The sequence below is a fragment of the Streptomyces sp. NPDC047022 genome (assembly GCF_040644155.1).
GTDB lineage: Bacteria > Actinomycetota > Actinomycetes > Streptomycetales > Streptomycetaceae > Streptomyces.
Window position 1 is genome coordinate 177,385 of sequence record NZ_JBEYVV010000005.1, and the last position, 21,637, is coordinate 199,021.

At 69.6% G+C, this 21,637-nt stretch carries 21 protein-coding genes and 3 pseudogenes; 14 read left to right on the plus strand and 10 right to left on the minus strand.

Going from position 1 to position 21,637, the window contains the following annotated elements; translation table 11 throughout:
• Positions 1–31 precede the first annotated feature (31 nt).
• Together ABZ845_RS08870 and ABZ845_RS08875 are read left to right on the plus strand one after the other, a co-directional pair.
• Complete coding sequence (locus tag ABZ845_RS08870) at positions 32–2,545, plus strand: DUF3516 domain-containing protein (protein ID WP_360974943.1); 2,514 nt, start codon at positions 32–34, stop codon at positions 2,543–2,545.
• 19 nt (positions 2,546–2,564) lie between these two features.
• Positions 2,565–3,437: an acyl-CoA thioesterase II gene (locus ABZ845_RS08875; RefSeq protein ID WP_360974946.1), complete on the plus strand. Its 873-nt coding sequence runs from the start codon at positions 2,565–2,567 to the stop codon at positions 3,435–3,437.
• Between the two features lie 41 nt (positions 3,438–3,478).
• Here the strand turns inward: ABZ845_RS08875 and ABZ845_RS08880 are convergent, their stop codons facing one another.
• The gene (locus tag ABZ845_RS08880) at positions 3,479–4,441 is read right to left on the minus strand and encodes a DUF6397 family protein (RefSeq protein WP_360974949.1); all 963 of its coding nucleotides are present in this window, start codon (positions 4,439–4,441) and stop codon (positions 3,479–3,481) included.
• Positions 4,442–4,624: 183 nt separating this feature from the next.
• Positions 4,625–5,038 (minus strand): roadblock/LC7 domain-containing protein, encoded by a 414-nt coding sequence (locus tag ABZ845_RS08885; protein WP_360974952.1) that lies wholly within the window; start codon positions 5,036–5,038, stop codon positions 4,625–4,627.
• 94 nt (positions 5,039–5,132) lie between these two features.
• Here ABZ845_RS08885 and ABZ845_RS08890 point away from each other — a divergent pair, with 94 nt between their 5' ends.
• Together ABZ845_RS08890 and ABZ845_RS08895 are read left to right on the plus strand one after the other, a co-directional pair.
• Positions 5,133–5,561, plus strand: coding sequence for a PPOX class F420-dependent oxidoreductase (locus ABZ845_RS08890; protein WP_360974955.1), 429 nt, complete (start codon positions 5,133–5,135; stop codon positions 5,559–5,561).
• A gap of 242 nt (positions 5,562–5,803) precedes the next feature.
• Positions 5,804–6,190 carry a hypothetical protein gene (locus ABZ845_RS08895; RefSeq protein ID WP_360974958.1) on the plus strand — a complete coding sequence of 129 codons (387 nt, stop codon included), beginning with the start codon at positions 5,804–5,806 and terminating at the stop codon, positions 6,188–6,190.
• A gap of 149 nt (positions 6,191–6,339) precedes the next feature.
• Here ABZ845_RS08895 and ABZ845_RS08900 read toward each other — a convergent pair whose 3' ends face one another.
• Positions 6,340–6,963, minus strand: a complete 624-nt coding sequence (locus tag ABZ845_RS08900) for a hypothetical protein (RefSeq protein WP_360974961.1) — start codon at positions 6,961–6,963, stop codon at positions 6,340–6,342.
• A 378-nt stretch (positions 6,964–7,341) separates the two neighbouring features.
• Between ABZ845_RS08900 and ABZ845_RS08905 the strand changes: the two genes are divergently transcribed.
• Positions 7,342–7,470 carry a hypothetical protein gene (locus tag ABZ845_RS08905; protein ID WP_360974964.1) on the plus strand — a complete coding sequence of 43 codons (129 nt, stop codon included), beginning with the start codon at positions 7,342–7,344 and terminating at the stop codon, positions 7,468–7,470.
• A gap of 156 nt (positions 7,471–7,626) precedes the next feature.
• Here ABZ845_RS08905 and ABZ845_RS08910 read toward each other — a convergent pair whose 3' ends face one another.
• The gene (locus tag ABZ845_RS08910) at positions 7,627–8,232 is read right to left on the minus strand and encodes an ATP/GTP-binding protein (protein WP_360974967.1); all 606 of its coding nucleotides are present in this window, start codon (positions 8,230–8,232) and stop codon (positions 7,627–7,629) included.
• Positions 8,233–8,495: 263 nt separating this feature from the next.
• Here ABZ845_RS08910 and ABZ845_RS08915 point away from each other — a divergent pair, with 263 nt between their 5' ends.
• Complete coding sequence (locus ABZ845_RS08915) at positions 8,496–9,095, plus strand: class I SAM-dependent methyltransferase (RefSeq protein ID WP_360974970.1); 600 nt, start codon at positions 8,496–8,498, stop codon at positions 9,093–9,095.
• A gap of 3 nt (positions 9,096–9,098) precedes the next feature.
• On the opposite strand, the pseudogene ABZ845_RS08920 reads toward ABZ845_RS08915, so the two are convergent.
• Positions 9,099–9,209 (minus strand): annotated as a pseudogene (locus tag ABZ845_RS08920) (alpha/beta hydrolase); the annotation flags it as partial.
• Positions 9,210–9,279: 70 nt separating this feature from the next.
• Positions 9,280–10,542, minus strand: coding sequence for a transposase (locus ABZ845_RS08925; RefSeq protein WP_360974973.1), 1,263 nt, complete (start codon positions 10,540–10,542; stop codon positions 9,280–9,282).
• Positions 10,543–10,596: 54 nt separating this feature from the next.
• Here ABZ845_RS08925 and tnpA point away from each other — a divergent pair, with 54 nt between their 5' ends.
• Entirely contained in the window at positions 10,597–11,025 is a 429-nt protein-coding gene (tnpA, locus tag ABZ845_RS08930) for an IS200/IS605 family transposase (protein ID WP_360974976.1), read from the plus strand.
• Between the two features lie 111 nt (positions 11,026–11,136).
• Here tnpA and ABZ845_RS08935 read toward each other — a convergent pair.
• Positions 11,137–11,250, minus strand: a pseudogene (locus ABZ845_RS08935) (alpha/beta hydrolase); the annotation flags it as partial.
• Positions 11,251–11,377: 127 nt separating this feature from the next.
• Between ABZ845_RS08935 and ABZ845_RS08940 the strand changes: the two are divergent.
• A complete protein-coding gene (locus ABZ845_RS08940; RefSeq protein ID WP_360974979.1) occupies positions 11,378–11,911 on the plus strand; it encodes a PadR family transcriptional regulator in 534 nt (177 codons plus the stop codon).
• Positions 11,912–12,103: 192 nt separating this feature from the next.
• A complete protein-coding gene (locus ABZ845_RS08945) occupies positions 12,104–12,976 on the plus strand; it encodes a hypothetical protein (protein ID WP_360974982.1) in 873 nt (290 codons plus the stop codon).
• An 83-nt stretch (positions 12,977–13,059) separates the two neighbouring features.
• Here the strand turns inward: ABZ845_RS08945 and ABZ845_RS08950 are convergent, their stop codons facing one another.
• The 3 genes from ABZ845_RS08950 to xylA form a co-directional block, all read right to left on the minus strand.
• Entirely contained in the window at positions 13,060–13,242 is a 183-nt protein-coding gene (locus ABZ845_RS08950) for a hypothetical protein (protein ID WP_360974985.1), read from the minus strand.
• Between the two features lie 177 nt (positions 13,243–13,419).
• On the minus strand, positions 13,420–13,926 hold the full coding sequence (locus tag ABZ845_RS08955) for a hypothetical protein (protein WP_360974988.1): 507 nt from the start codon (positions 13,924–13,926) through the stop codon (positions 13,420–13,422).
• Positions 13,927–14,059: 133 nt separating this feature from the next.
• Positions 14,060–15,226: a xylose isomerase gene (xylA, locus tag ABZ845_RS08960; RefSeq protein WP_360974991.1), complete on the minus strand. Its 1,167-nt coding sequence runs from the start codon at positions 15,224–15,226 to the stop codon at positions 14,060–14,062.
• A gap of 195 nt (positions 15,227–15,421) precedes the next feature.
• Here xylA and xylB point away from each other — a divergent pair, with 195 nt between their 5' ends.
• From xylB to adh, 5 genes and pseudogenes are all read left to right on the plus strand, one after another.
• On the plus strand, positions 15,422–16,867 hold the full coding sequence (xylB, locus tag ABZ845_RS08965) for a xylulokinase (protein WP_360974994.1): 1,446 nt from the start codon (positions 15,422–15,424) through the stop codon (positions 16,865–16,867).
• A 17-nt stretch (positions 16,868–16,884) separates the two neighbouring features.
• Positions 16,885–18,093, plus strand: a complete 1,209-nt coding sequence (locus tag ABZ845_RS08970; RefSeq protein ID WP_360974997.1) for an ROK family transcriptional regulator — start codon at positions 16,885–16,887, stop codon at positions 18,091–18,093.
• Between the two features lie 70 nt (positions 18,094–18,163).
• A pseudogene (locus tag ABZ845_RS08975) lies at positions 18,164–18,262 on the plus strand (N-acetylmuramoyl-L-alanine amidase); the annotation flags it as partial.
• Positions 18,263–18,467: 205 nt separating this feature from the next.
• Complete coding sequence (locus ABZ845_RS08980) at positions 18,468–19,745, plus strand: GAF domain-containing protein (RefSeq protein ID WP_360975000.1); 1,278 nt, start codon at positions 18,468–18,470, stop codon at positions 19,743–19,745.
• A 164-nt stretch (positions 19,746–19,909) separates the two neighbouring features.
• Complete coding sequence (gene adh, locus ABZ845_RS08985; RefSeq protein WP_360975003.1) at positions 19,910–21,433, plus strand: aldehyde dehydrogenase; 1,524 nt, start codon at positions 19,910–19,912, stop codon at positions 21,431–21,433.
• The last annotated feature ends 204 nt before the right edge of the window (positions 21,434–21,637 follow it).

Consider the following 21,637-nt stretch of genomic DNA (forward strand, 5'->3'; position numbering starts at 1 on the left):
CATCCGGTACCGGGGCAGGCAAGATGGGGGCGTGACCCTCATCGATCAGCTCCCGCGGACCGCAGACCCCGACGCCCTCTACGAAGCCTTCGAGTCGTGGGCCGGGGAGCGCGGGCTCACCCTCTATCCCCATCAGGAGGAGGCGCTGATCGAGGCCGTCTCGGGGGCGAACGTGATCGTTTCGACCCCTACGGGCTCCGGCAAGAGCATGATCGCCGCGGGGGCGCACTTCGCGGCGCTCGCCCGGGACGAGGTCACCTTCTACACCGCGCCGATCAAGGCGCTGGTCTCGGAGAAGTTCTTCGAGCTCTGCAAGCTCTTCGGGACCGAGAACGTCGGCATGCTCACGGGCGACGCGTCCGTCAACGCGGATGCACCGGTGATCTGCTGCACGGCCGAGGTTCTGGCGTCCATCGCACTGCGTGACGGCAGCAGGGCCGATGTCGGCCAGGTCGTCATGGACGAGTTCCACTTCTATGCGGAGGGTGACCGCGGCTGGGCCTGGCAGATCCCGATTCTGGAGCTGCCGCAGGCACAGTTCATCCTGATGTCGGCGACGCTCGGCGATGTCTCGATGTTCGAGAAGGACCTGACGCGCCGCACCGGGCGCCCGACGTCGGTGGTCCGCTCCGCGACCCGTCCGGTGCCCCTCTCCTACGAGTACCGGCTGACTCCGCTCACGGAGACGCTCACCGACCTGCTGGAGAGCCGGCAGGCCCCCGTCTACATCGTGCACTTCACCCAGGCGCAGGCCGTGGAGCGCGCCCAGGCGCTGATGAGCATCAACATGTGCTCCCGTGAGGAGAAGGACGAGATCGCCGCTCTGATCGGCAACTTCCGTTTCACCACCAAGTTCGGCCGCAACCTGTCCCGCTACGTACGGCACGGCATCGGCGTGCATCACGCGGGAATGCTGCCCAAGTACCGGCGCCTGGTGGAGAAGCTGGCCCAGGCCGGTCTGCTGAAGGTCATCTGCGGCACGGACACACTGGGCGTCGGCGTCAACGTCCCCATCCGCACCGTGCTGTTCACGGCCCTGACCAAGTACGACGGGAGCCGGGTGCGCACCTTGCGCGCCCGCGAGTTCCACCAGATCGCGGGGCGCGCCGGACGCGCCGGCTTCGACACGGCGGGCCTTGTCGTGGCGCAGGCGCCCGAGCACGTCATCGAGAACGAGAAGGCGCTGGCCAAGGCCGGTGACGACCCGAAGAAGCGCCGGAAGGTGGTGCGCAAGAAGGCGCCGGAGGGCTTCGTCGGCTGGACGGAGAACACCTTCGAGAGGCTGATCGCCTCGGAGCCGGAGCCGCTCACCTCCCGCTTCCGGGTCACCCACACGATGCTGCTGTCGGTGATCGCCCGCCCGGGCAACGCCTTCGAGGCGATGCGCCATCTGCTGGAGGACAACCACGAGCCGCGCAAACAGCAGCTGCGGCACATCCGGCGCGCGATCGCGATCTACCGCTCGCTGCTGGACGGCGGCATCGTCGAGAAACTCGACGAGCCGGACACCACCGGCCGCATCGTGCGCCTCACGGTCGATCTCCAGCACGACTTCGCGCTCAACCAGCCGCTGTCCACGTTCGCGCTGGCGGCCTTCGAGCTCCTTGACCCGGAGTCTCCTTCCTACGCGCTGGACATGGTGTCGGTCGTCGAGTCGACACTGGACGACCCGAGGCAGATCCTGGCCGCCCAGCAGAACAAGGCGCGCGGCGAAGCCGTGGCGGCGATGAAGGCCGACGGCGTCGAGTACGAGGAGCGCATGGAGCGGCTCCAGGACGTGACCTACCCCAAGCCGCTGGAGGAGCTGCTCTTCCACGCGTACAACACCTACCGCAAGAGCCACCCATGGGTCGGCGACCATCCGCTGTCGCCGAAGTCGGTGATCCGGGACATGTACGAACGGGCGCTGTCCTTCACGGAGTTCGTCTCGTTCTACGAGCTCGCCCGCACCGAGGGGATCGTGCTGCGCTACCTGGCAAGCGCCTACAAGGCCCTCGATCACACGGTCCCGGACGACCTGAAGTCGGACGACCTGGAGGACCTGATCGCCTGGCTCGGTGAGATGGTGCGCCAGGTCGACTCCAGTCTGCTGGACGAGTGGGAGCAACTGGCCAACCCGGAGGAGCTGACGGCCGAGCAGGCCCAGGAGAAGGCGGACGAGGTCAAGCCCGTCACCGCGAACGCGCGTGCCTTCCGCGTCCTGGTGCGCAACGCCATGTTCCGCCGCGTGGAGCTCGCCGCCCTCGACCACGTCGAGGAGCTCGGCGAGATGGATGCCGAGGCAGGCTGGGATGCCGAGGCCTGGGGTGCGGCCATGGACAAGTACTGGGACGAGTACGACGAACTCGGCACCGGTCCCGACGCCCGCGGCCCGAAGCTGCTGATGATCGAGGAAGAGCCGGAGAACGCGCTGTGGCGCGTTCGGCAGACGTTCGCCGACCCGAACGGTGATCACGACTGGGGCATCAGTGCCGAGATCGACCTCGCGGCCTCCGACTCGGAGGGCCGCGCTGTCGTCCGAGTCACCGCCGTCGGCCAGTTGTGAGCACAGGAGACTCCTTCCCATGACGAACCCAGCCGAGAGGCTCGTCGACCTGCTCGACCTGGAGCAGATCGAGGTCAACATCTTCCGTGGTCGCAGCCCGCAGGAGTCCTTGCAGCGGGTCTTCGGGGGCCAGGTGGCCGGCCAGGCGCTCGTGGCCGCCGGCCGCACGACGGACGGGGAACGGCCTGTGCACTCGCTGCACGCGTACTTCCTGTACCCCGGCATTCCGGGCGTGCCCATCGTGTACCAGGTCGAACGGGTCCGTGACGGAAGGTCGTTCACCACCCGGCGGGTCACAGCGGTACAGCGGGGCCGGACGATCTTCAATCTGACCGCCTCCTTCCACAGGCCTGAAGAGGGGGGTTTCGAACACCAGCTGCCGCCGGTCCGTGAGGTGCCGGACCCTGAGTCGCTGCCGACGGTTGCGCAGGAGGTGGGGGAGCATCTCGGTGCTCTGCCCGAGGCGCTGGAGCGGATGGCCCGGCGACAGCCCTTCGACATCCGCTACGTCGACCGGCTGCGCTGGAACACCGAGGACATCAAGGACAGCGAACCGCGCAGCGCGGTCTGGATGCGGGCCGTCGGCCCACTGGGCGACGACCCCCTCGTACACACGTGCGCGCTGACGTACGCGAGCGACATGACACTCCTGGACGCGGTACGCATCCCAGTCGAACCGCTGTATGGGCCACGAGGCTTCGACATGGCGTCGCTGGACCACGCCATGTGGTTCCACCGGCCGTTCCGAGCGGACGAGTGGCTGCTCTACGACCAGGAGTCACCGATCGCCGTGGGTGGCCGCGGTCTCGCCCGCGGCCGTATCTACGATCTCCAGGGACGCCTTCTCGTCACGGTCGTGCAGGAGGGTCTCTTCCGCAGAATCGAGCGGTGACGGCGGGCGCGCCGAGGTCGCCGTGCCGCCCACCGCGCCGGTCACGCGCCTCTGCGACGAAGCCACCCGAGCACGCCCCGCGGCGGCGTGGATTCCTGCCGCGCGGGATCCCGATGGCGGGTGATCGGGCTCCCCGGCGCCCGGAGGTCCCGCACGGGCACAGGCCCTTCGAGCGGCCGGTCCCGCCGGGCCTCACCGACCGTCTGCCTCAGGTCGGCCACAAGCCATCCGATCTCGTCCGGGTCGCCGGCAGTCGTGACCCTCGCGGCGATCCGCGCAGCGGGCGAGTCGGGCGGCCCGTTGACCAAGGAGGGGGGCCGGAGGCGATGCAGCTCCGCGCGCTCGCCAGGGTCACGGACGGTGTCTTCCACCCTCGCCGGATCCAGCAGGGACGCCACCACCGCGGCCCTCGCCCAGGGGTCCTCCGTCTGTCGCAGCTGGAACCCGAGGTAGCGCCCGCGCCAGTTGCGGGGCCTCAGATCCAGGCCCGCCTCCAACTGGTCGCGCAGACCCTTCGGCGCCCTGCCGGTGAGCGAGCGCGCATTCGTCTCCTCCGCGGCGAACTCCTTGAGCTCCTCGGCCAGATACAGCCAGACCACGGCTCGGTAGCGGTTCAGGTACCACGTCACGGGAACGATCAGGCCCAGACGCCCGAGGCGCGTGAACCTGGCCGGCGTCACCTCCATCAGGGCCGCTCCATCCCGCGTGGCCACCGCCTTGACCCGCCGCCGGAGCGTCTCGGGGAACCCGTCCTCGCCGCGCACGCGGTCGATCTCCGCGCGGTTGACCCGGCGGCCTCCTCCCGGACCGGCGGGAACGGTGCGCACATGACCGAGGTGCACGGCCAGCTCGAACTCGCCCTTCTTGAAGTCCAGTTCCCGCGCCGCACGGTCCAGGGCCAGTGGGAGTCGGCGCGACACGGGTCCCGCAGCGTGACCGGAGGCGCCGGAGACGGTGGACGTGGTCGTGTGCGTGTGCGTGGATGTGATCGTGCGTCCGGACATGGCAGTTCTCCCCCGTGGAGTCCGCTGCGAGCGCCGGGTGCGCTCGCCTGGGAAAAACCGTAGCCGGATCCGCGAAGCCCCGTCGTCGCCTGTGGACAACTCCTCCACAGGCCTCTCCGCCCCAGGTCAGAGGGGCCCTCCGTCGTATTCCGTGCGCTTGCGGCGCGAGATATGGAGGTCTTCTCACTGGTCCACGATGGGCGTGTGCTCCCGCTCTCGTGATTCCACGCGCAGGTGCTCACCGACGCGGTTGACGAGCAGCGTCATCTCATAGGCGATCTGGCCGATGTCCGCCTCGGCGGCGCTGAGCACGCACAGACAGCTGCCCGATCCGGCCGCGGTGACGAACAGGATCGCATCATCGAATTCGATCATGGTCTGGCGTACCTGACCCGCGCCGAAGTGGCGGCCCGAACCCTTGGCGAGGCTGTGGAGCCCGGACGAGACCGCGGCAAGATGTTCGGCGTCCTCCCGCCGAAGCCCCGTGCTCGTACTGGTCACCAGGCCGTCGGTGGACAGCACCAACGCGTGCCGTATGTGCTGCATACGCCCGGCCAGATCGTCCAGTAGCCAGCTGAGCTCCGTGTTCTGGGTCATGGTCCTCTCTCCCCGTGTCGACGCTCCCCCTGGCTGGAGGCTCCGATCCGCCAGCCTTCACCACAGCCGCCTTCCGGGCAAGCAGGATGGAGCCATGGCACAGAAGATGACCGACGAGGAATGGCGGGCCTTCGTCTCGCACGGCACCCGCACCGGGAAGCTCTCCACCGTTCGCGCCGACGGCAGTCCGCACGTGGCACCGATCTGGTTCCTGCTGGACGGGGACGACGTGGTCTTCAACACCGCGAAGGAAACCGTGAAGGGAAGGAACCTGGCCAGGGACGGCAGGGTCGCCCTGTGCGTGGACGACGACCGGCCCCCGTTCGACTTCGTCGTACTGCAGGGACGGGCGGAGCTGTCGGAGGACCTCGACGAGGTGAGGTACTGGGCAACCCGTATCGGGGCGCGGTACATGGGTGAGGAAAGGGGCGAGGAGTTCGGGACCCGCAACGGCGTTCCCGGAGAACTGCTCGTCCGGGTCCGGGTCGGAAAGGTGCTGGCGTATTCGGCCGTCGCCGATTAGTGCCGCGTCAGGCGAGTATTCATCGCGCAGGCGCGTCGGGCGAGCCGGTGGGCGGTTTCGTCGATCACCTGCTTCCTGGCGGGCGGGTCGCTGTGGTTTGCCCGCCGCGCCGGGATGCCGGGCGTCAGGGCGCCGCAAAGATCGGTGAGCGTATGGGTTTCTCCGCGGTTTTGCGGGTATTGAATCGTTTTAGAGAACCAGGGGACACCCCGGTGACACCGCCTTTGAGAGGAGGCCCCCCGATGACCGGCACCGATTCATTCCTCACCCGGTTGCGCCTACGGATGCCGGGCACGTCTTCCGGCGAGGCGCGATGCTTCCCGTGTGCGTACTGGCAGGTCACCGTCCCGATCGAACATCCAGCGGGCAGGGAAGGCTGGCACACCTTCGTCGGCCGGTCCGACGCTCCCGAGCACGCCCTGGATGCCGCCCGGTCCGCCTGCGAGCATCCGGCCGCCGGCCATTGCCGCACGGACGGCTGGGACGACTGGGAAACCTGCGGCCTTTGGCCCGGATGGACCGCGCACTGGGACCGGGCCACGGCCACCCCGTGGCATGACGCGGGCCACCGGAAGATCGCCGTCCTGGCCGCCGTGGCCGAGGACGACGATCCGTTCCGCGACGCCTAGGGCCTCTCGTTCGGATCGGACCGGGCTCGCGGGCCCTGGCACCGCTCCCCCAAGCCCTTCGAACATGGGGTACCCCCAGCCGCGTTGTCGTCGGTTGCCGTGGCTCCCCGACCCGGACCGCTCACCTGGAGGGCGGCTGCAACCGATGACTACCGGTTGTGTGCCGCGCAGTGGCGCTCGAGCTCCAGCGCGAGGTCACCGCGCTCCCTGCGCGCCATGTCCGCCTCCTCGCGTACCTTGTCGAGACGCTCCTCGAGCCGGCCAGTCCGCTCGCGGTAGCGCTCGAGTTCGGCACGCCCGAACTCCGCGTCGGCCACCTGCTGCGCGGTTTCCTCACGGATCTTCTTGGTCTCTTCCTCGAACCTCAGCTTGGCATCGTCCAGCTCGGCGATCGCGATCTCCGCGGCCTCCTCCCCCAGCGCGGCGCGCTGCTCGGCGGCCAGGATCCGCTGAGCCGAGGCCTTGGTCACGGTCTCGATGCGCGCCTCGGCGGCGGCGGAGTCCGTGACGACGGCCAGCTCTTCGATGTAGGCGGGCAGGTCTTTTGCCAGTTGGGACATGAGTGCTATGAGCGCGTCGCGGCCTCCGGCCTCATCCTGTACGGCTTCCGCCGCCTCCTCGGCTTCGGGAGTGCCCAACTCAGGCGCCTGGGCGACCGGGGGCGGCGTGGTGACATCGGCAGAGGGCTGGACCTTGGCCTCTGCCAGTGCCGCCTTCTTGGTCTCGGTCGCCAGGCGCTTCTCTTCCTTGCGCTGCTGCCTCTTGGCACGCAATTTACGGAAGGCGCCGAGTGCGTTGTGCTCGGGATGAGCGCAGTATCGGGGCGCCGGAGCGTCAGGCGTCGCCGCTACGGCATGGTTGGTGCAGTCCGGGTAAGCGCAGACCGGAGGCGCCTCAACAGTCATCTTCCTGCCTTTCGGGCGATATTCGGGGTTGTGCAGTCGAACCGGACTTCGGCGCGGCCTGCACCGACGGGTCGCACACGGGGATTTACCGATCACGTTAGATGCGGACAGGACCCGACGGACGTCCCACGGGGTTGCTGTCAGCGATCGGTAAGATCGAGCGGGGCCGCCTCCCCGGAACCGGGGCATGGGGTGCGGAGTGCCCACGACTCCTGCCGTAGCCCAGGGTGTTCTCGCCCTGCCCGGATGCCAGGCGGCCTCTACAACGTCGACACCGCGGTGTCGCTCACCAACTGCACGGGCAGCGACGACACCACCCCGAACGCCCCCGCCCCCGGCGGCATCTCCACCGTCACCGCTGCCCTCGAGCGGTGAGATTGCACGGCTCGGCCGTGTTGTGCCGCCCGGCGGCTCCGGACCGACACCAAAGTCGAACCCTTCCACCGCACCCTGCTTGCACGAGTGCGTCTGCCGGCGGCCCTACGCCGCATCAGCGGCTTCTCCGGCTCTCCGAACCACGTGCCTGGTGCATCAGCCCACGGAGGCCAGCAGCCGGGCGGTGTGCATTCGCCCGGCGTACTCGACCAGACGAATCAGCACCTCTTTGCCCGAGTCGCGGTCGCGAGCGTCGCAGAGCACCACGGGTGTGCCCGGGTCGAGGTCGAGCGCATGGGACACGTCGTGGACACCGTAGGTACGGGCACCGGCGAAGCAGTTGACGGCCACCACGAAGGGAATGTGCCGGTGCTCGAAGTAGTCGACCGCCGGGAAGCAGTCCTCAAGCCTTCGGGTGTCCGCCAGGACGACCGCGCCGAGCGCGCCCCTGGACAGTTCGTCCCACAGGAACCAGAAGCGGTCCTGGCCGGGAGTGCCGAAGAGATAGAGCGAGAGCCCGGCCCGGATGGTGATACGCCCGAAGTCCATGCCTACGGTCGTGGTGACCTTGTGGTCGACGCCGTCGGTGTCGTCGACCCGCCGGCCGGCATCGCTCAGCAGTTCCTCGGTGCGCAGGGGCCTGATCTCACTGACAGCGCCCACCAGGGTTGTCTTGCCGACGCCGAATCCGCCGGCGACCAGAATCTTCAACGCCAGCGCCGACGTTTCGTCCTCGGTGACGTCGGAGTGCTCGGAGACCATCGATCCTTCTCCTGGAAGTGTCCACAGCGGTCGGCTTCAGTGCATCTGCACGAAGTCAACATCATGACAACCAGTGCCCCCCTTCGGGTGGTTGGATCATTATTTGACCGATGTGACCACCTCCCGTTCGTTCAGTGTCCAAAAGGATGCGCAATCCGACGCGAGGTCAGCGTGCAGCGGCCCCGCATGCCGGGCACACGGCTCCTTCGGCCCTTCGACAATCCGAGAGGCGTGGTCCGCGGGGGTGCGGAATCATGCGATACATGAGCCACGACCACACACATGTCCAGGAATTCTTCGGAGCACGCGCGGCCGACTGGGACACACGTTTCCCCGACGACGGCCCGGCGTACGCCTCCGCGGTCGGTCGTCTGAGCCTGCGCGAGGGTGATCGCGTGCTCGACGCGGGCTGCGGCACGGGCCGGGCGCTCACCCCGCTCCGCGCGGCCGTAGGGCCCACGGGAGTGGTGCTGGGGGCCGATCTGACACCGGCCATGCTGGAGGCCGCGGTAGAGGCCGGGCGGCACCGGGACGGCGTCTTGCTGCTCGCCGACGTGGCCGCGCTTCCCCTGCGCGCCCAATCCCTCGACGCGGTATTCGCGGGCGGCCTGATCGCGCATCTCCCCCACCCGGCCGCGAATCTCCGTGAGTTGGCCCGCGTGGTACGGCCCGGCGGTCTGCTGGCGCTGTTCCATCCGATCGGCCGTGCGGCCCTCGCGGCCCGCCAGGGCCGACAGATCACCCCTGACGATCTGCGGGACGAGGCCAACCTCGGCCCGCTGCTGGCCGGCGCCGGCTGGCGGATGACGTCGTACGTCGACGAGGACGCCCGTTTTCTCGCCCTGGCCGTCCGCGAGAGCTGAGCCTCACCCGCGTCGCGCCAACTCGTCCACGAGAGCATCGGGGTTGTCGAACATGACGTTGTGCCCCGCGCCCGGCACGGTCACCACACGCACCCCGGCAGCCTGCAAGCCACGGCTGTCGTCGAGTTCTCAACTCGCCCTGGAGTTGATCTCCTCCGCCCCGTGAACGGGGCGGAATCCCATGTCAGGCCGCGTGCGGCCTGGTGGGTGGTTGACGCTTCTCGGCCTGCCTATCGGCTCCGGCTCTGCGTCCTGACACCGCCAATCCGGCGGCGTGATCGATGTTGCGTGCGGCGTTGGTGTCCGCGTTCACCGCGTACCCACAGCTGTCCGCCTTGCAGACGAAGCGAGCTTGCGTCTCTCGGTTTCCGGGGGTGATGAAGCCGCAGGCCGAACAGCGGCGTGAGGTGTTCGGGGCGGGGACCTTCACCACCTGGCCGCCGCGCTGCGCGGCCTTGTACTCCAGCAGCGTCACGGTACGGCCCCACGCTTCTGTGGCGATGGCGCGGTTCAGTCCGGCTTTCTGCCGGACGCGGGTGCCGGGGTTCTCCACGGTTCCCCTGGCGGACTTGACCATGTTCGTGATGGCCAGGTCTTCCACCCCGATGCGTGAGAAAGTCTCGGCGGCCTCGGCGGTGGTCCTGTGCTGCCAGTCGACAGCCCTGCGCTTGGCTTTCGCGCGGAGCTGGGCGATCTGGTCATAGGTGCGGCGAAGCCGGTTGGAGGCGGGCTCGTTCTTTCTGCGGGCGTGCCGCTTTCGGGCTGATGCCTGTTCGAGGCGGCGCAGCCGCTTGGTCTCGCCCTCGATGAGCCACGGTCCGTGTTCGCGGAACGTGCCGTCGGAAAAAGCGAGGGGCTTGGTGATGCCACGGTCGATGCCGACGGCGGGGCCGGTATGCGGCTGCGGTTCGGGAATCTCCCGTTGGACGCGGAAGACGACATGCCAGCCGTCGGCATCCTTGACCAGGCGGCCGCCGGTGACCTTGTTCAGCTTGTCGGCCCTCTTGCCGACGGGCAGATCCTTGGTCCATCGGAAGAGGACGTATCCGATCTTCGGTGCCCACATGCGGCCCCAGCGCCGGTTCAGGCGCACGATCTGGAGGTCGCGGCCCTGCGGGATGTCGATGGCCATGCGGGACCGGAAACGACTCTTGAAGTTCGGGGCGTCAGCACGGCCTTCCCAGCAGTTCACCCAGGCACGGAAATACGTCTTGAGGACCTGTTGGGAGGCCTGCGCCGGCAGTTCGGCGAGCCAGGGCAGATCCTTGCGGCCCTGGCGTATGGCCGCGTCGGCGGCGGCAAGGTTCCGGCGATCCTTGGGGAGCATCGTCCACCAGGAGTGGATGAGGTTCCACATGGTGCGGGCGGCGTGGCCCTGCTCGTCGGCCGCGACCTGCTGGGCGGGGGTGAGGTAAAGCCGGGCCTTGTGACCGCGTTGCTGCTTCAACTTCCCTACCTGTCCTGCGTGTTGGCCGGAACAGTCACAGCTTAGCATTGGTGTATGTCACCACGTTGGGAAGTTTCCCCCGATAACAGGGGCTCAGCCCACGTCGTCTCTCACCTTCACGCCCACTTGGTGTTTGTCACGAAGTACCGGCGCGGAGTCTTCACCCCGGCCATGCTGGAACGCTGCGAGGAAGTCATGCGGGCCGTCTGCGAGGACTTCGAGTCGGAGCTGAAGGAGTTCAACGGCGAGAAGGATCACGTGCACCTCTTGGTGCACTACCCGCCGAAGGTCGCCCTGTCCAAGCTGGTCAACTCCCTCAAGGGCGTCTCTTCCCGCCGGCTGAGGCAGGAGTACACGGCTCAGGTCAATCGGGCGATCATGCACGGGCATTTCTGGTCCCGCTCGTACTTCGCCGACTCCTGCGGCGGGGCACCGCTGACCGTTGTACGCCAGTACATCGAGAACCAGCGGCGTCCCGTATGAACACTGCCTGGGTTCCAGCAGTGCAGATCCGTGCATCTCGCCGAGGTCAGAGCAGGGCTGAGATGGCCTACACCCCCCGCCTGAAGGCGGGGGCACTGGCCAAGATCATTGGTAGAGCGTCGAAGCGGCCCCCAGCCCGTGCACGTACACACGCGCGGGTTCCTCCCCCGTCGTCTCCGTCCAGCGGATCAGGCTCCCCGCGCCATCGAACTGTGCGTGCCTCATCGGCATCTCCTTCGTGCCTACGTCGGTTTCCGTTTACCGCTTCCGGGTTCCGGCCGCCTTCCGAACATACATCGGATGTGAGGTATATCGAGAGCGATATATTACGGAGGTGCGGCAGACTGTGCGCATGCTCGAGCTCGCCATCCTCGGTTTCCTGTACGACGCCCCACTGCACGGCTACGAGCTGCGGAAACGCATCACCGCACTGACAGGGCACGTGCGTCCCGTAGCTGAGAGCACGTTGTATCCCGCGATCAAGCGGCTGGAAGCGGCCGGGCTGCTGGCTCGGACGACACAGCCCGGCTCGGTCGCGGCTCCGCGTCACGTTCTGACACTCACGGACGAGGGCAGGAACGAGTTGCGCCGCAGGCTCGCGGAACCGGTCCGACGCGACATCACCGACGAGAATCGCTGGTTCACGCTGCTCGCCTTCCTCGGTCACCTCGAGGATCCATCCGCACAGGCCGCAGTCCTGCGGCAGCGACTCGCCTTCCTGGAAGAACCCGCGAGCTTCTTCTACGAGGGGGACCGTCCGCTGCGTGCGGAGGAGGTGGCCGATCCCTTCCGGCGCGGGATCCTCACCATCGCACGAGCCACCAGCCAGGCCGAGATGGCCTGGCTGGTGGCGACGCTGGACTCACTCGGTGGTGACAGCGGCTGATCGGTGGTGACAGCGGCTGAGGGGCCACACCCGGCGCCAGGCCGAACCTGTGTGCAAGGACTGGGGCACCCCTCTGGCCGTTTCATCCCGTGCGGCCGGAGAAGTGCAGCTCCTCGTGCGATTCGCACTCGTGACAAGCGGGTTGCGGGCGCATTAGGGTGCGCCGACGGGCGATCGCAAGTGGAGGACTGCATGGCCGGGACGGACCAGGACGCCGTCGACGCCGAGGACGAGGCGCTGTACGTACTGACGGCGGTTTTGCTGACGCCGGCGCAGTTCCCGAGCGTTCTGGGCGACGACTATCCGGAAGCATGTGCGGCTCTCGATCTGCCGCCGGTGGCGGACGGGTACGGCCTCGTGCTCGGCCAGGACGCCGACGGTGCGCGTTGGACGGTTGTGGTCGATGACGTGTCGCTGGTGGCCGTGGCGATCGCCTCCTGGGATTGCGGCATGGAGTACGAACTGTCGCCGGACGAGCGGACGGTCGTCGCGGCACTGCCGGGCTGGCCGCTGGCGGTGGCCGTCGCGGCACCCAATGTGCCCGAGCCCCACGATCCGGCGCCGGACGTCGTCGACCGCGAGCCGCTCTGTCCGCCGGACACGACCGTCTGGGGTCCCGCGCAGCGCCGCCTCGGAGCCGACGAGATCGCGCTCCAGTGGGCCAGGTGGCGCGGTCAGCTCGACGACGCGGATTTCGCATCCGCAGACGACGAGGCCCCGGACGAAATGGCCCCGGCAGAAGAACCCCCGGCCGAGGACGCGGCGCAGCCCGCCGCGGACGAGGGCGCGCACAAGGCCCGCGGCGGCGTACGACGCGTCCTCGCCGAGGCGCGCGCGTACGTGGACACCCCTCCGCCGCTCGGCCGCGTCCGTTCCTCGTTCGCGCCGGGGGACGCTCGCACTCTGCGCGCCGACGGCCCCGGCTGGTCCATGGTGGCCAGGACCGACGACATCGCCTTCGTCCTTCTTGACGAGGAGCCCGGCGAGGTCGTCCCCGTGGGCCGGGGCACGGAGCTGCCCGGCCTGCTGGAGGCACTGGACAAGATGGCGGTGCGCCCGGCTTGAGGCGGGACGCGGGGCTTGCGCTGTGGGGTCCATACAACCCCACAGCGATCCTCGCGACCCCGGCGGTACGGGGCGCCCGCCTCTCAGCGGCCGAGTTCCTTGCGGGCGACGCGACGCATCCTGCGCCGCTGGGAGGGGTCCAGGGCGAGATACGCGGCCGCCGGGACCCCCAGCACGATCAGCAGGGCTGCCCACCACGGCAGCCAGATCAACAGAATGAGCCCGACCAGCACTCCCCCCGCGGCGATCTTCGCGTTCTTCGACATGTGACGCCTCCTTCGCGGCCACAGCCGCTCGCGGGCCCCGGCGGCACCGCTCCGCTCTGGGAACGGGTGCCGACCGTGGACGGTTCCAGGTCCCACCCCTGATACAACCCTGAGGAGCGTTCCTCGGCCACCCCCGGGACTGCTCCTGACACCGGCGTCGGATCCGGCCGCATCTTGCTACTGCGACGAAGCGGAAGTACCGAAGAACGACTCGACGTCACTCGGAAGGCCGCTGGGCAACCCGCTGGGCACCCACGAAGGCAGCTTCGTCGGCAAGCCCGAGGGGAGGTCCGTCGGCAAGCCCGAGGGCAGTCCGCCGGGCAGCCCTGAAGGGATGCCCGTGGAAGGGGTGGGCGACTTCCGCTCCGAGGATCCGCCCTTGGCGTTCAGCACAAGGACCACGGCGACGATTCCGAGGACCACGATCACCGCCAGCGCGAGATAGAGGGAGGTGCGCCGCGGTCCCGGCGTCCCCCGTGGCGTCGGCGGTGCTCCGGGCGGCACGCCGTCGCCGCCCGGCGGTGGACCGTAGCCCGCGGGGGGTTGGGCTCCGGAGGGCGTTCCCTGGCCGTAGGAGACGGGAGCGTAGCCCTCGAAGGGCGCGTCCCCTCCGTTCGGCGGACCGAAGCCGCCGCTCTGCTTCGCGGGAGGTATGTCGTCCGGCGGCTGCGGCGGAATGGCCATGCCGACCAGAGTCGCCCCGAACCGCGCACGACGCGACCCCCGCACAGCAGTTGATACGGACTCATATCATGGATCGCACGATTCCGGAGTATTCCCCGCGACGGCATGCGGGCCGCCACGGACGGTGCCGGAATCAGCCGCGGACCCCGAGCAGATGGTCCATGGCCAGCTGGTCGAGGCGCTCGAAGGCCATCCCGCGTGCCGCCGCCTCCTCGACATCGAACTCCTCGAACGCACCCCGGTCGGCGAGCAGAGCCTCGAGCCCGTCCTCGGCGGTCGGCTGCGCGAGTTCATCGAGACGGGAGGCACGCAGGGCCTCCTGGACCTCGGGGTCCGCGCGGAAGGCGGCGGAACGCTCCTTCAGGATGAGGTAGTTGCGCATGCAGCCCGCCGCGGAGGCCCACACACCGTCGAGGTCCTCGGTCCGCGGCGGCTTGAAGTCGAAGTGGCGCGGTCCGCTGTAACCGGCGCCTTCCAGGAGGTCGACCAGCCAGAACGCGGCACGCAGGTCGCCCGCGCCGAAGCGCAGGTCCTGGTCGTACTTGATGCCGGACTGGCCGTTGAGGTCGATGTGGAACAGCTTGTCCGCCCACAGCGCCTGGGCGATGCCGTGCGGGAAGTTCAGGCCGGCCATCTGCTCGTGGCCCACCTCGGGGTTGACGCCGTACAGCTCCGGGCGCTCCAGACGCTCGATGAACGCGAGGGCGTGGCCGACCGTGGGCAGCAGGATGTCGCCACGCGGCTCGTTCGGCTTGGGCTCGATCGCGAAGCGCAGGTCGTAGCCCTGGGAGGTGACGTACTCGCCCAGCAGGTCGAAAGCCTCCTTCATTCGGTCGAGGGCGACACGCACGTCCTTGGCCGCGCCGGACTCGGCGCCCTCCCGGCCTCCCCAGGCCACATAGGTCCGCGCGCCCAGCTCCGCCGCCAGGTCGATGTTGCGGATGGTCTTGCGCAGCGCGTAGCGCCGGACGTCCCGGTCGTTGGCGGTGAAAGCACCGTCCTTGAAGACGGGGTGCGTGAACAGGTTGGTGGTGGCCATCGGCACGGTCATCCCGTTCGCGTCCAGGGCCCCCCGGAATCGCTTGACGTGGGCCTCACGCTCACTGTCCGTGGACCCGAACGGGATCAGGTCGTCGTCGTGGAAGGTCACACCGCAGGCACCGAGCTCGGCGAGGCGCCGCACCGTCTCCACCGGGTCCAGGGCGCGCCGGGTTGCGTCGCCGAAGGGGTCCCTTCCCTGCCAGCCGACGGTCCACAGTCCGAAGGTGAACTTGTCGTCAGGGGTGGGCTGGTAGTTCATGCCTCGACTCCTTGCTCGCTGAGGACTATTTCGTCATGGCACTTAACAAATTAGTATGCGAGGACATCTCTGGGAAGAGATGAAGCGCCTCTGTGGGAAGATCACCCATGGTGACGATGCGTGCACGGCGGGCCCACGGGTCCCCTGACACGCCCTGCAGGCCGGATCATGCGAGCCGCGGAAGAGGGAGAGCCGATGTCAGCAGCCGAGGGCCCGCTCGTCGTCGGGGTGGATTCGTCCACCCAGTCCACCAAGGCGCTGGTCGTCGACGCGGCGAGCGGGGACGTGGTGGCGAGTGGCCAGGCGTCGCACACAGTCTCGTCGGGCGCGGGCCGCGAGAGCGATCCGCGCGAGTGGTGGGACGCCCTGTGCGAGGCCCTGCACCAGTGCGGGAATGCGGCCCACGAGGCCGCGGCTGTCTCGATCGGCGGCCAGCAGCACGGCCTGGTCACGCTGGACGTGAACGGCGAACCGGTGCGCCCGGCCCTGCTGTGGAACGACGTGCGGTCCGCGCCGCAGGCCCGCCGTCTGGTATCGGCGCTCGGCGGCCCCAAGGCCTGGGCCGAACGTACGGGAAGCGTCCCCGGGCCCTCCTTCACGGTCACGAAATGGGCCTGGCTCGCGCAGAACGAGCCGGATGCCGCACGCGCGACCGCTGCCGTACGGCTTCCCCACGACTACCTGACCGAACGTCTCACGGGTCAGGGCACAACGGACCGCGGTGACGCATCGGGGACCGGCTGGTGGGCTTCCGCCACGGAGGCGTACGACGAGGAGATCCTCGAACACGTGGGCCTCGACCCCGCCCTGCTGCCGCGAGTCGTGCGTCCCGGCGAGGTGGCAGGCACCGTACACGCCGCCCATGGCCTTCCGTTCTCCAAGGGCACCCTGGTCGCTCCGGGCACCGGGGACAACGCGGCTGCAGCCCTGGGCCTCGGCCTGCGCCCCGGCGCTCCCGTACTGAGCCTGGGTACATCCGGCACGGTGTACGCGATCTCCGAGCGGCGCCCCGTCGACCCGACCGGGACGGTGGCGGGCTTCGCGGACGCGCACGGCGACTGGCTGCCGCTGGCCTGCACCCTGAACTGCACGCTCGCCGTCGACCGGATCGCCACACTGCTGAGCCTGGACCGAGAGGCGGTCGAGCCCGGCTCGGGGGTGACGCTGCTCCCCTACCTCGACGGTGAGCGCACCCCACCACTGCCTCACGCGGCGGGGCTGCTGCACGGCCTGCGGCACGACACGTCGCCCGGACAACTGCTGCAGGCCGCCTACGACGGAGCCGTGCACGCATTGCTGGGCGCCCTCGACCTGGTCCTCGACGCGGACGCCGACCGCACGGCTCCGCTGCTGCTCATCGGCGGCGGCGCCAGGGGCACGGCATGGCAGGAGACCGTACGACGCCTGTCCGGGCGGCCCGTCCAGGTGCCCGAGGCCAAGGAACTCGTCGCGCTGGGCGCGGCCGCGCAGGCCGCCGCTCTGCTGACGGGCGAGGACCCGGCCTCGGTCGCCCGGCGCTGGGGCACCGCCCGCGGGCCGGTGCTGGAGGCCGTCGAGTGGGACGAGGCGACGCTCGCCAGGATCACCGGGGTACTCTCCGACGCGGCACCGCTGCTGGAGCGGGAGCCCGACCAGCGCTGACGAGATCCGGGGGAGGCATGACCGCACCACCGCACGGAGCCCATCCGTCCGGTCCCGGACGCGGGCTGCCGGACACCCAGCAGGGCATGCGCCGCCGCAATCTGGCGCGGGTCATGCACACGGTCAGGGCCGAGGGACCGCTGTCCCGTGCCACGGTCGCCTCCCGGATCGGGCTCACGCGGGCGGCGGTCTCCACCCTGGTCGATGAACTGATCAGAGCCGGGCTGCTGGAGGAACTGGGGCCGGAGCGTCCCGGCCGGGTCGGTCGCCCGGGGTCCGCCCTTGCCGTCAGCGGCCAGGGGCCGGCCGGAATCGGTGCCGAGATCGGCGTCGACCACCTCGCGGTGTGCGCGGTCGACCTGCGCGGAGTGGTGCGAGCGCGGGCGGTGCGGCACGGTACGAATCGTGGCCGTCCGCCGCGGCCGGTACTCGCCGAACTGACCGCTCTGGTCGGGGAGGTCGTCGCCGAGGCCGAACGCAGCGGGCTGCGGCCTGCGGGACTGGCCGTCGCGGTGCCAGGTCTGGTGGGGCGCGACGCCCGGACCGTGGTGCGTGCCCCCAACCTCGGCTGGCACGACACCGACCTGGCACCGCACCTGCCCGACGGGATGCCGCTGACCGTGGACAACGAGGCCAACTTCGGCGCGCTCGCGGAACTCTGGCTCGGCGACGGAGCCCTCCACGAATTTCTGCATGTCTCGGCGGAGATCGGCATCGGTGGAGCGGTGGTCGTGGAGGGGCGGCTGCTGCGCGGGACGCATGGCTTCGCGGGCGAGCTCGGCCATGTGCCCGTGCGCCCGGAAGGTCCACCGTGCGCGTGCGGCGGGCGCGGTTGTCTGGAGCAGTACGCCGGCGAGGAGGCGGTCCTGCGGGCGGCGGGGCTGGCGCCGGGCGAGAACGGGGTCGAAGTACTCGCCGAGCGTGCGGCTCAGGGCGACAAGGGGGTGCGCCGTGCCTTGCGCGATGCCGGAATCGCGCTCGGCATCGCGCTGACCGGAGCGGTCAATCTGCTGGACCCCGAGGCGGTCGTGCTCGGCGGAGCGCTCGCGGCTCTCGCGCCCTGGCTTGTGCCGTCCCTGGAGCGCGAACTGGCGGAGCGGACAGCCGGACCGGCCTGTACGGTGTCCGTCTCACGGCTGGGTTCCGAGGGACCGCTGCTCGGCGCGGCGCACTCGGTGGTGCGGGCGGTACTCGACGATCCGGCGGCGCTGTCGGGACGGGCATAGCGGCGGTGCTCCATCTTCCGGCTTCAGTGCCGGGAGCGGCTCGACGAACCTTGGCGGACGGTGTTTCGCCACTGCGGCGATCCGCACCAGATGCGGCATCCCCAAGGACGGGCCCCACATCACCGGGCATTACGAGGTCCCGGGCACGGACCACACCGATCCGGGACCGGCCGCACTACATACGGCTGGTCTCCGCCGCCCGACCCGGAGGGCGACGGGACCGGCCCGGCATGGCACGGCAGGCGGAGCGGGACAGACCCGGGCCCTCCCCCGGCCCACCCGTCCCGTTACCGGCGATGACGGTCGAAACGGTTGTCGGCGGCCACGCCGGGAGTGACGATGTCCCCAGCGCACAGCCGTCCCGGGAGGCCGAGTTGACCGATCCGTGGGTAGCCCTGGAACCGGGGTCCGATCCCGTCGAGCGGGTACGGGAGCTGCGCCGCGCCCATGAGACGTTCACCGCGGCCGGCACGGTGACGCGGCGGGTCCGTCCGGTGGTGGCCGACTCATGGCGGCGCTCGGCGCGGGCGGGCGTGGGACCGGACGGCACGGCACAGGTGGAGCTGACGGACGACGACCTGGGCTCCTACCGGGCAGACCATCCTCTGGCCCGGGTGATGCCGCTCGTCCGGGAGTTGATCGGCCCTTTCGCTGCCGACGGGGAGCATCTGCTGGCGGTCTGCGACGCGCAGGGCAGACTGCTGTGGGTCGAAGGTGATGCGGCGACCCGGCGGCGTGCGGACCGCATGAACTTCGTGCCGGGAGCACGCTGGGCGGAGTCCGCGATGGGGACGAACGCCCCGGGTACGGCCGTCGCCGTGGACCGGCCGGTCCAGGTGTTCGCGGCCGAGCACTTCGCGCGCCGGGTCCAGCCCTGGACCTGCGCGGCGGCACCCGTGCACGATCCGCGTACCGGGCGGGTGCTCGGCGCACTGGACATCACCGGTGGCGACAGACTCGCGCACCCGCACAGTCTGGGGTTCGTGCAGGCCGTGGCACGTGCCGCCGAGTCCCAGCTGGCACTTGTGTCACCGGTGCGGACACCGGCGGGCGCATGGGAACTGGCCGCCCTGGGCCGGGACGAGGCGCACCTGCGTGGCGGCGGCCGGACGATCAGGCTCAGCCGACGCCACAGCGAGATACTGGTGCTGCTGACCCGGCACCCGGAGGGACTGACCGGCGACGAACTGCTGTGCGCGCTGTACGAGGACGAGTCGGTGACACCGGTGACGCTGCGTGCCGAGCTGGCGCGACTGCGCCGCATCCTCGGCCCCGGGCTGCTGGTCTCGCGTCCCTACCGGCTCACAGCCGCGGTCGTCTCCGACGTCACCGTCGTCGAAAGGCGGCTGGACTCGGGAGCGGTCTCGGAGGCCGCGTCGGCATACCGGGGCCCGCTGCTGCCGGGTTCGCAGGCGCCGGCGGTGACCAGGCTGCGTCGGCGGCTCGGCGACGCGCTGCGGGCGGCGCTCATCGCGCGCGGCGACCCCGACCTGCTGGCCGACTGGGCGCGTTCGCCCTGGGGTGAGGACGACATCGGCGTCTGGCGGGCGCTCACGGCGGCGCGTCCGACAGCCGCCGTACGGGCGCGCCTTGGCGAGCTGGAGTCGGAGCTCGCGGCTCCCGGGGGTTGGACGCGTCCGGCACCTCGCTGACGCTGCCCGCGATCGCGCGGCTACCGCTGCCCCGGCCTTCCTTTGCCTGTTCCGGCGCCCGTGCGACACAGCCGCGACGCAACCTGCTCGCAACGTCCTTCGTCCTAGCCTCGCTGCGAGAGCTGCCCAACGGCGGGCAGCGCTGTCCCGGGAGGCAGACCCGCATGACCCGTTACGCAGCGCCAGGCACCGAGGGTGCGATCGTCTCCTACCAGGCCCGCTACGACCACTTCATCGGGGGCGAGTACGTACCGCCCGCTCTCGGCCAGTACTTCGAGAATCCGAGTCCCGTGAACGGGCAGCCGTTCACGGAGATCGCGCGCGGCACCGCGGACGACGTGGAACGCGCGCTGGACGCGGCCCATGCCGCCGCGCCCGCCTGGGGTCGCACGTCGGTCGCCGAGCGGTCCGGCATCCTCAGGAAGATCGCCGACCGGATGGAGGCCAACCTCGAGCGGCTGGCCGTGGCCGAGAGCTGGGAGAACGGCAAGCCCGTCCGGGAGACCCTGGCCGCGGACATCCCTCTGGCCATCGACCACTTCCGCTACTTCGCGGGGGCGATCCGCGCCCAGGAGGGTTCCCTGGGCGAGATCGACGACGACACGGTGGCCTATCACTTCCACGAGCCGCTCGGGGTGGTCGCGCAGATCATCCCGTGGAACTTCCCCATCCTGATGGCGACCTGGAAGCTCGCACCGGCTCTCGCCGCGGGCAACGCCGTCGTCCTGAAGCCCGCCGAGCAGACACCCGCGTCCATCCACTTCTGGCTGAGCCTGATCGCCGATCTGCTGCCGCCGGGTGTGGTGAACATCGTCAACGGATTCGGCGTGGAGGCGGGCAAGCCCCTGGCCTCCAGCCCGCGCGTCGCCAAGGTCGCGTTCACGGGCGAGACCACCACCGGGCGGCTGATCATGCAGTACGCCTCCGAGAACATCACGCCGGTCACGCTCGAACTCGGCGGCAAGTCCCCGAACATCTTCTTCGACGATGTCTGGTCGACGGACGACGAGTTCCGTGACAAGGCCCTGGAAGGCTTCACGATGTTCGCGCTCAACCAGGGCGAGGTGTGCACGTGCCCGTCCCGTGCACTGGTCCAGCGAGGCCAGTACGCGGAGTTCATGGACGCGGCCGTCGCCCGCACCGAGCTGATCAAGAGCGGCCACCCGCTGGACACGGACACGATGATCGGCGCCCAGGCGTCGAACGACCAGTTGGAGAAGATCCTCTCGTATCTGGACATCGGCCGGCAGGAGGGCGCGAAGGTGCTCACGGGCGGTGAACGCATCGAGCACGACGGCGAGCTGAAGGGCGGTTACTACGTCCAGCCCACGATCTTCGAGGGCGACAACCGGATGCGTATCTTCCAGGAGGAGATCTTCGGTCCCGTGGTGTCTGTGACGTCGTTCAGCGACTTCGACGACGCCATCAAGATCGCCAACGACACCCTGTACGGGCTCGGGGCCGGCGTGTGGACACGGGACGTCAACACGGCCTACCGCGCGGGCCGCGCAATCCAGGCGGGCCGTGTCTGGACGAACTGCTACCACGCCTACCCGGCACACGCGGCGTTCGGCGGCTACAAGGGTTCCGGCATCGGCCGCGAGACCCACAAGATGATGCTGGAGCACTATCAGCAGACGAAGAACCTCCTGGTGTCGTACTCGCCGAGGAAGCTGGGCTTCTTCTAGACACGGGAAAGGGGCGCCTGACCAGGCAGATGCCCGGCAGGCGCCCCTCCTCTGCAGCATCCTCGTGCTCGTCCCACCGTCGCATGCACTCGGCCGGGCCTCCTCCGCGGGTGCGCTTTGCTCGTGGGGTGCAGCAGCAACCATTCGTCCGGCAGGCCAGTTCGTCCCGCCTCCGTCCCGCTCGTGCCGGGCGTCGCGACAGGG

What these genes read in the sequence shown, in the direction of transcription:
- adh (WP_360975003.1), top strand. Translation starts at nt 19,910, where the DNA reads ATGACCCGTTACGCAGCGCCAGGCACCGAGGGTGCGATCGTCTCCTAC.
- xylA (WP_360974991.1), bottom strand. Translation starts at nt 15,226, where the DNA reads ATGAACTACCAGCCCACCCCTGACGACAAGTTCACCTTCGGACTGTGG.
- ABZ845_RS08910 (WP_360974967.1), bottom strand. Translation starts at nt 8,232, where the DNA reads ATGGTCTCCGAGCACTCCGACGTCACCGAGGACGAAACGTCGGCGCTG.
- ABZ845_RS08945 (WP_360974982.1), top strand. Translation starts at nt 12,104, where the DNA reads ATGGCCGGGACGGACCAGGACGCCGTCGACGCCGAGGACGAGGCGCTG.
- tnpA (WP_360974976.1), top strand. Translation starts at nt 10,597, where the DNA reads ATGTCACCACGTTGGGAAGTTTCCCCCGATAACAGGGGCTCAGCCCAC.
- xylB (WP_360974994.1), top strand. Translation starts at nt 15,422, where the DNA reads ATGTCAGCAGCCGAGGGCCCGCTCGTCGTCGGGGTGGATTCGTCCACC.
- ABZ845_RS08885 (WP_360974952.1), bottom strand. Translation starts at nt 5,038, where the DNA reads ATGACCCAGAACACGGAGCTCAGCTGGCTACTGGACGATCTGGCCGGG.
- ABZ845_RS08880 (WP_360974949.1), bottom strand. Translation starts at nt 4,441, where the DNA reads ATGTCCGGACGCACGATCACATCCACGCACACGCACACGACCACGTCC.
- ABZ845_RS08950 (WP_360974985.1), bottom strand. Translation starts at nt 13,242, where the DNA reads ATGTCGAAGAACGCGAAGATCGCCGCGGGGGGAGTGCTGGTCGGGCTC.
- ABZ845_RS08970 (WP_360974997.1), top strand. Translation starts at nt 16,885, where the DNA reads ATGACCGCACCACCGCACGGAGCCCATCCGTCCGGTCCCGGACGCGGG.
- ABZ845_RS08940 (WP_360974979.1), top strand. Translation starts at nt 11,378, where the DNA reads ATGCTCGAGCTCGCCATCCTCGGTTTCCTGTACGACGCCCCACTGCAC.
- ABZ845_RS08890 (WP_360974955.1), top strand. Translation starts at nt 5,133, where the DNA reads ATGGCACAGAAGATGACCGACGAGGAATGGCGGGCCTTCGTCTCGCAC.
- ABZ845_RS08875 (WP_360974946.1), top strand. Translation starts at nt 2,565, where the DNA reads ATGACGAACCCAGCCGAGAGGCTCGTCGACCTGCTCGACCTGGAGCAG.
- ABZ845_RS08905 (WP_360974964.1), top strand. Translation starts at nt 7,342, where the DNA reads ATGCCAGGCGGCCTCTACAACGTCGACACCGCGGTGTCGCTCACCAAC.
- ABZ845_RS08955 (WP_360974988.1), bottom strand. Translation starts at nt 13,926, where the DNA reads ATGGCCATTCCGCCGCAGCCGCCGGACGACATACCTCCCGCGAAGCAG.
- ABZ845_RS08895 (WP_360974958.1), top strand. Translation starts at nt 5,804, where the DNA reads ATGACCGGCACCGATTCATTCCTCACCCGGTTGCGCCTACGGATGCCG.
- ABZ845_RS08915 (WP_360974970.1), top strand. Translation starts at nt 8,496, where the DNA reads ATGAGCCACGACCACACACATGTCCAGGAATTCTTCGGAGCACGCGCG.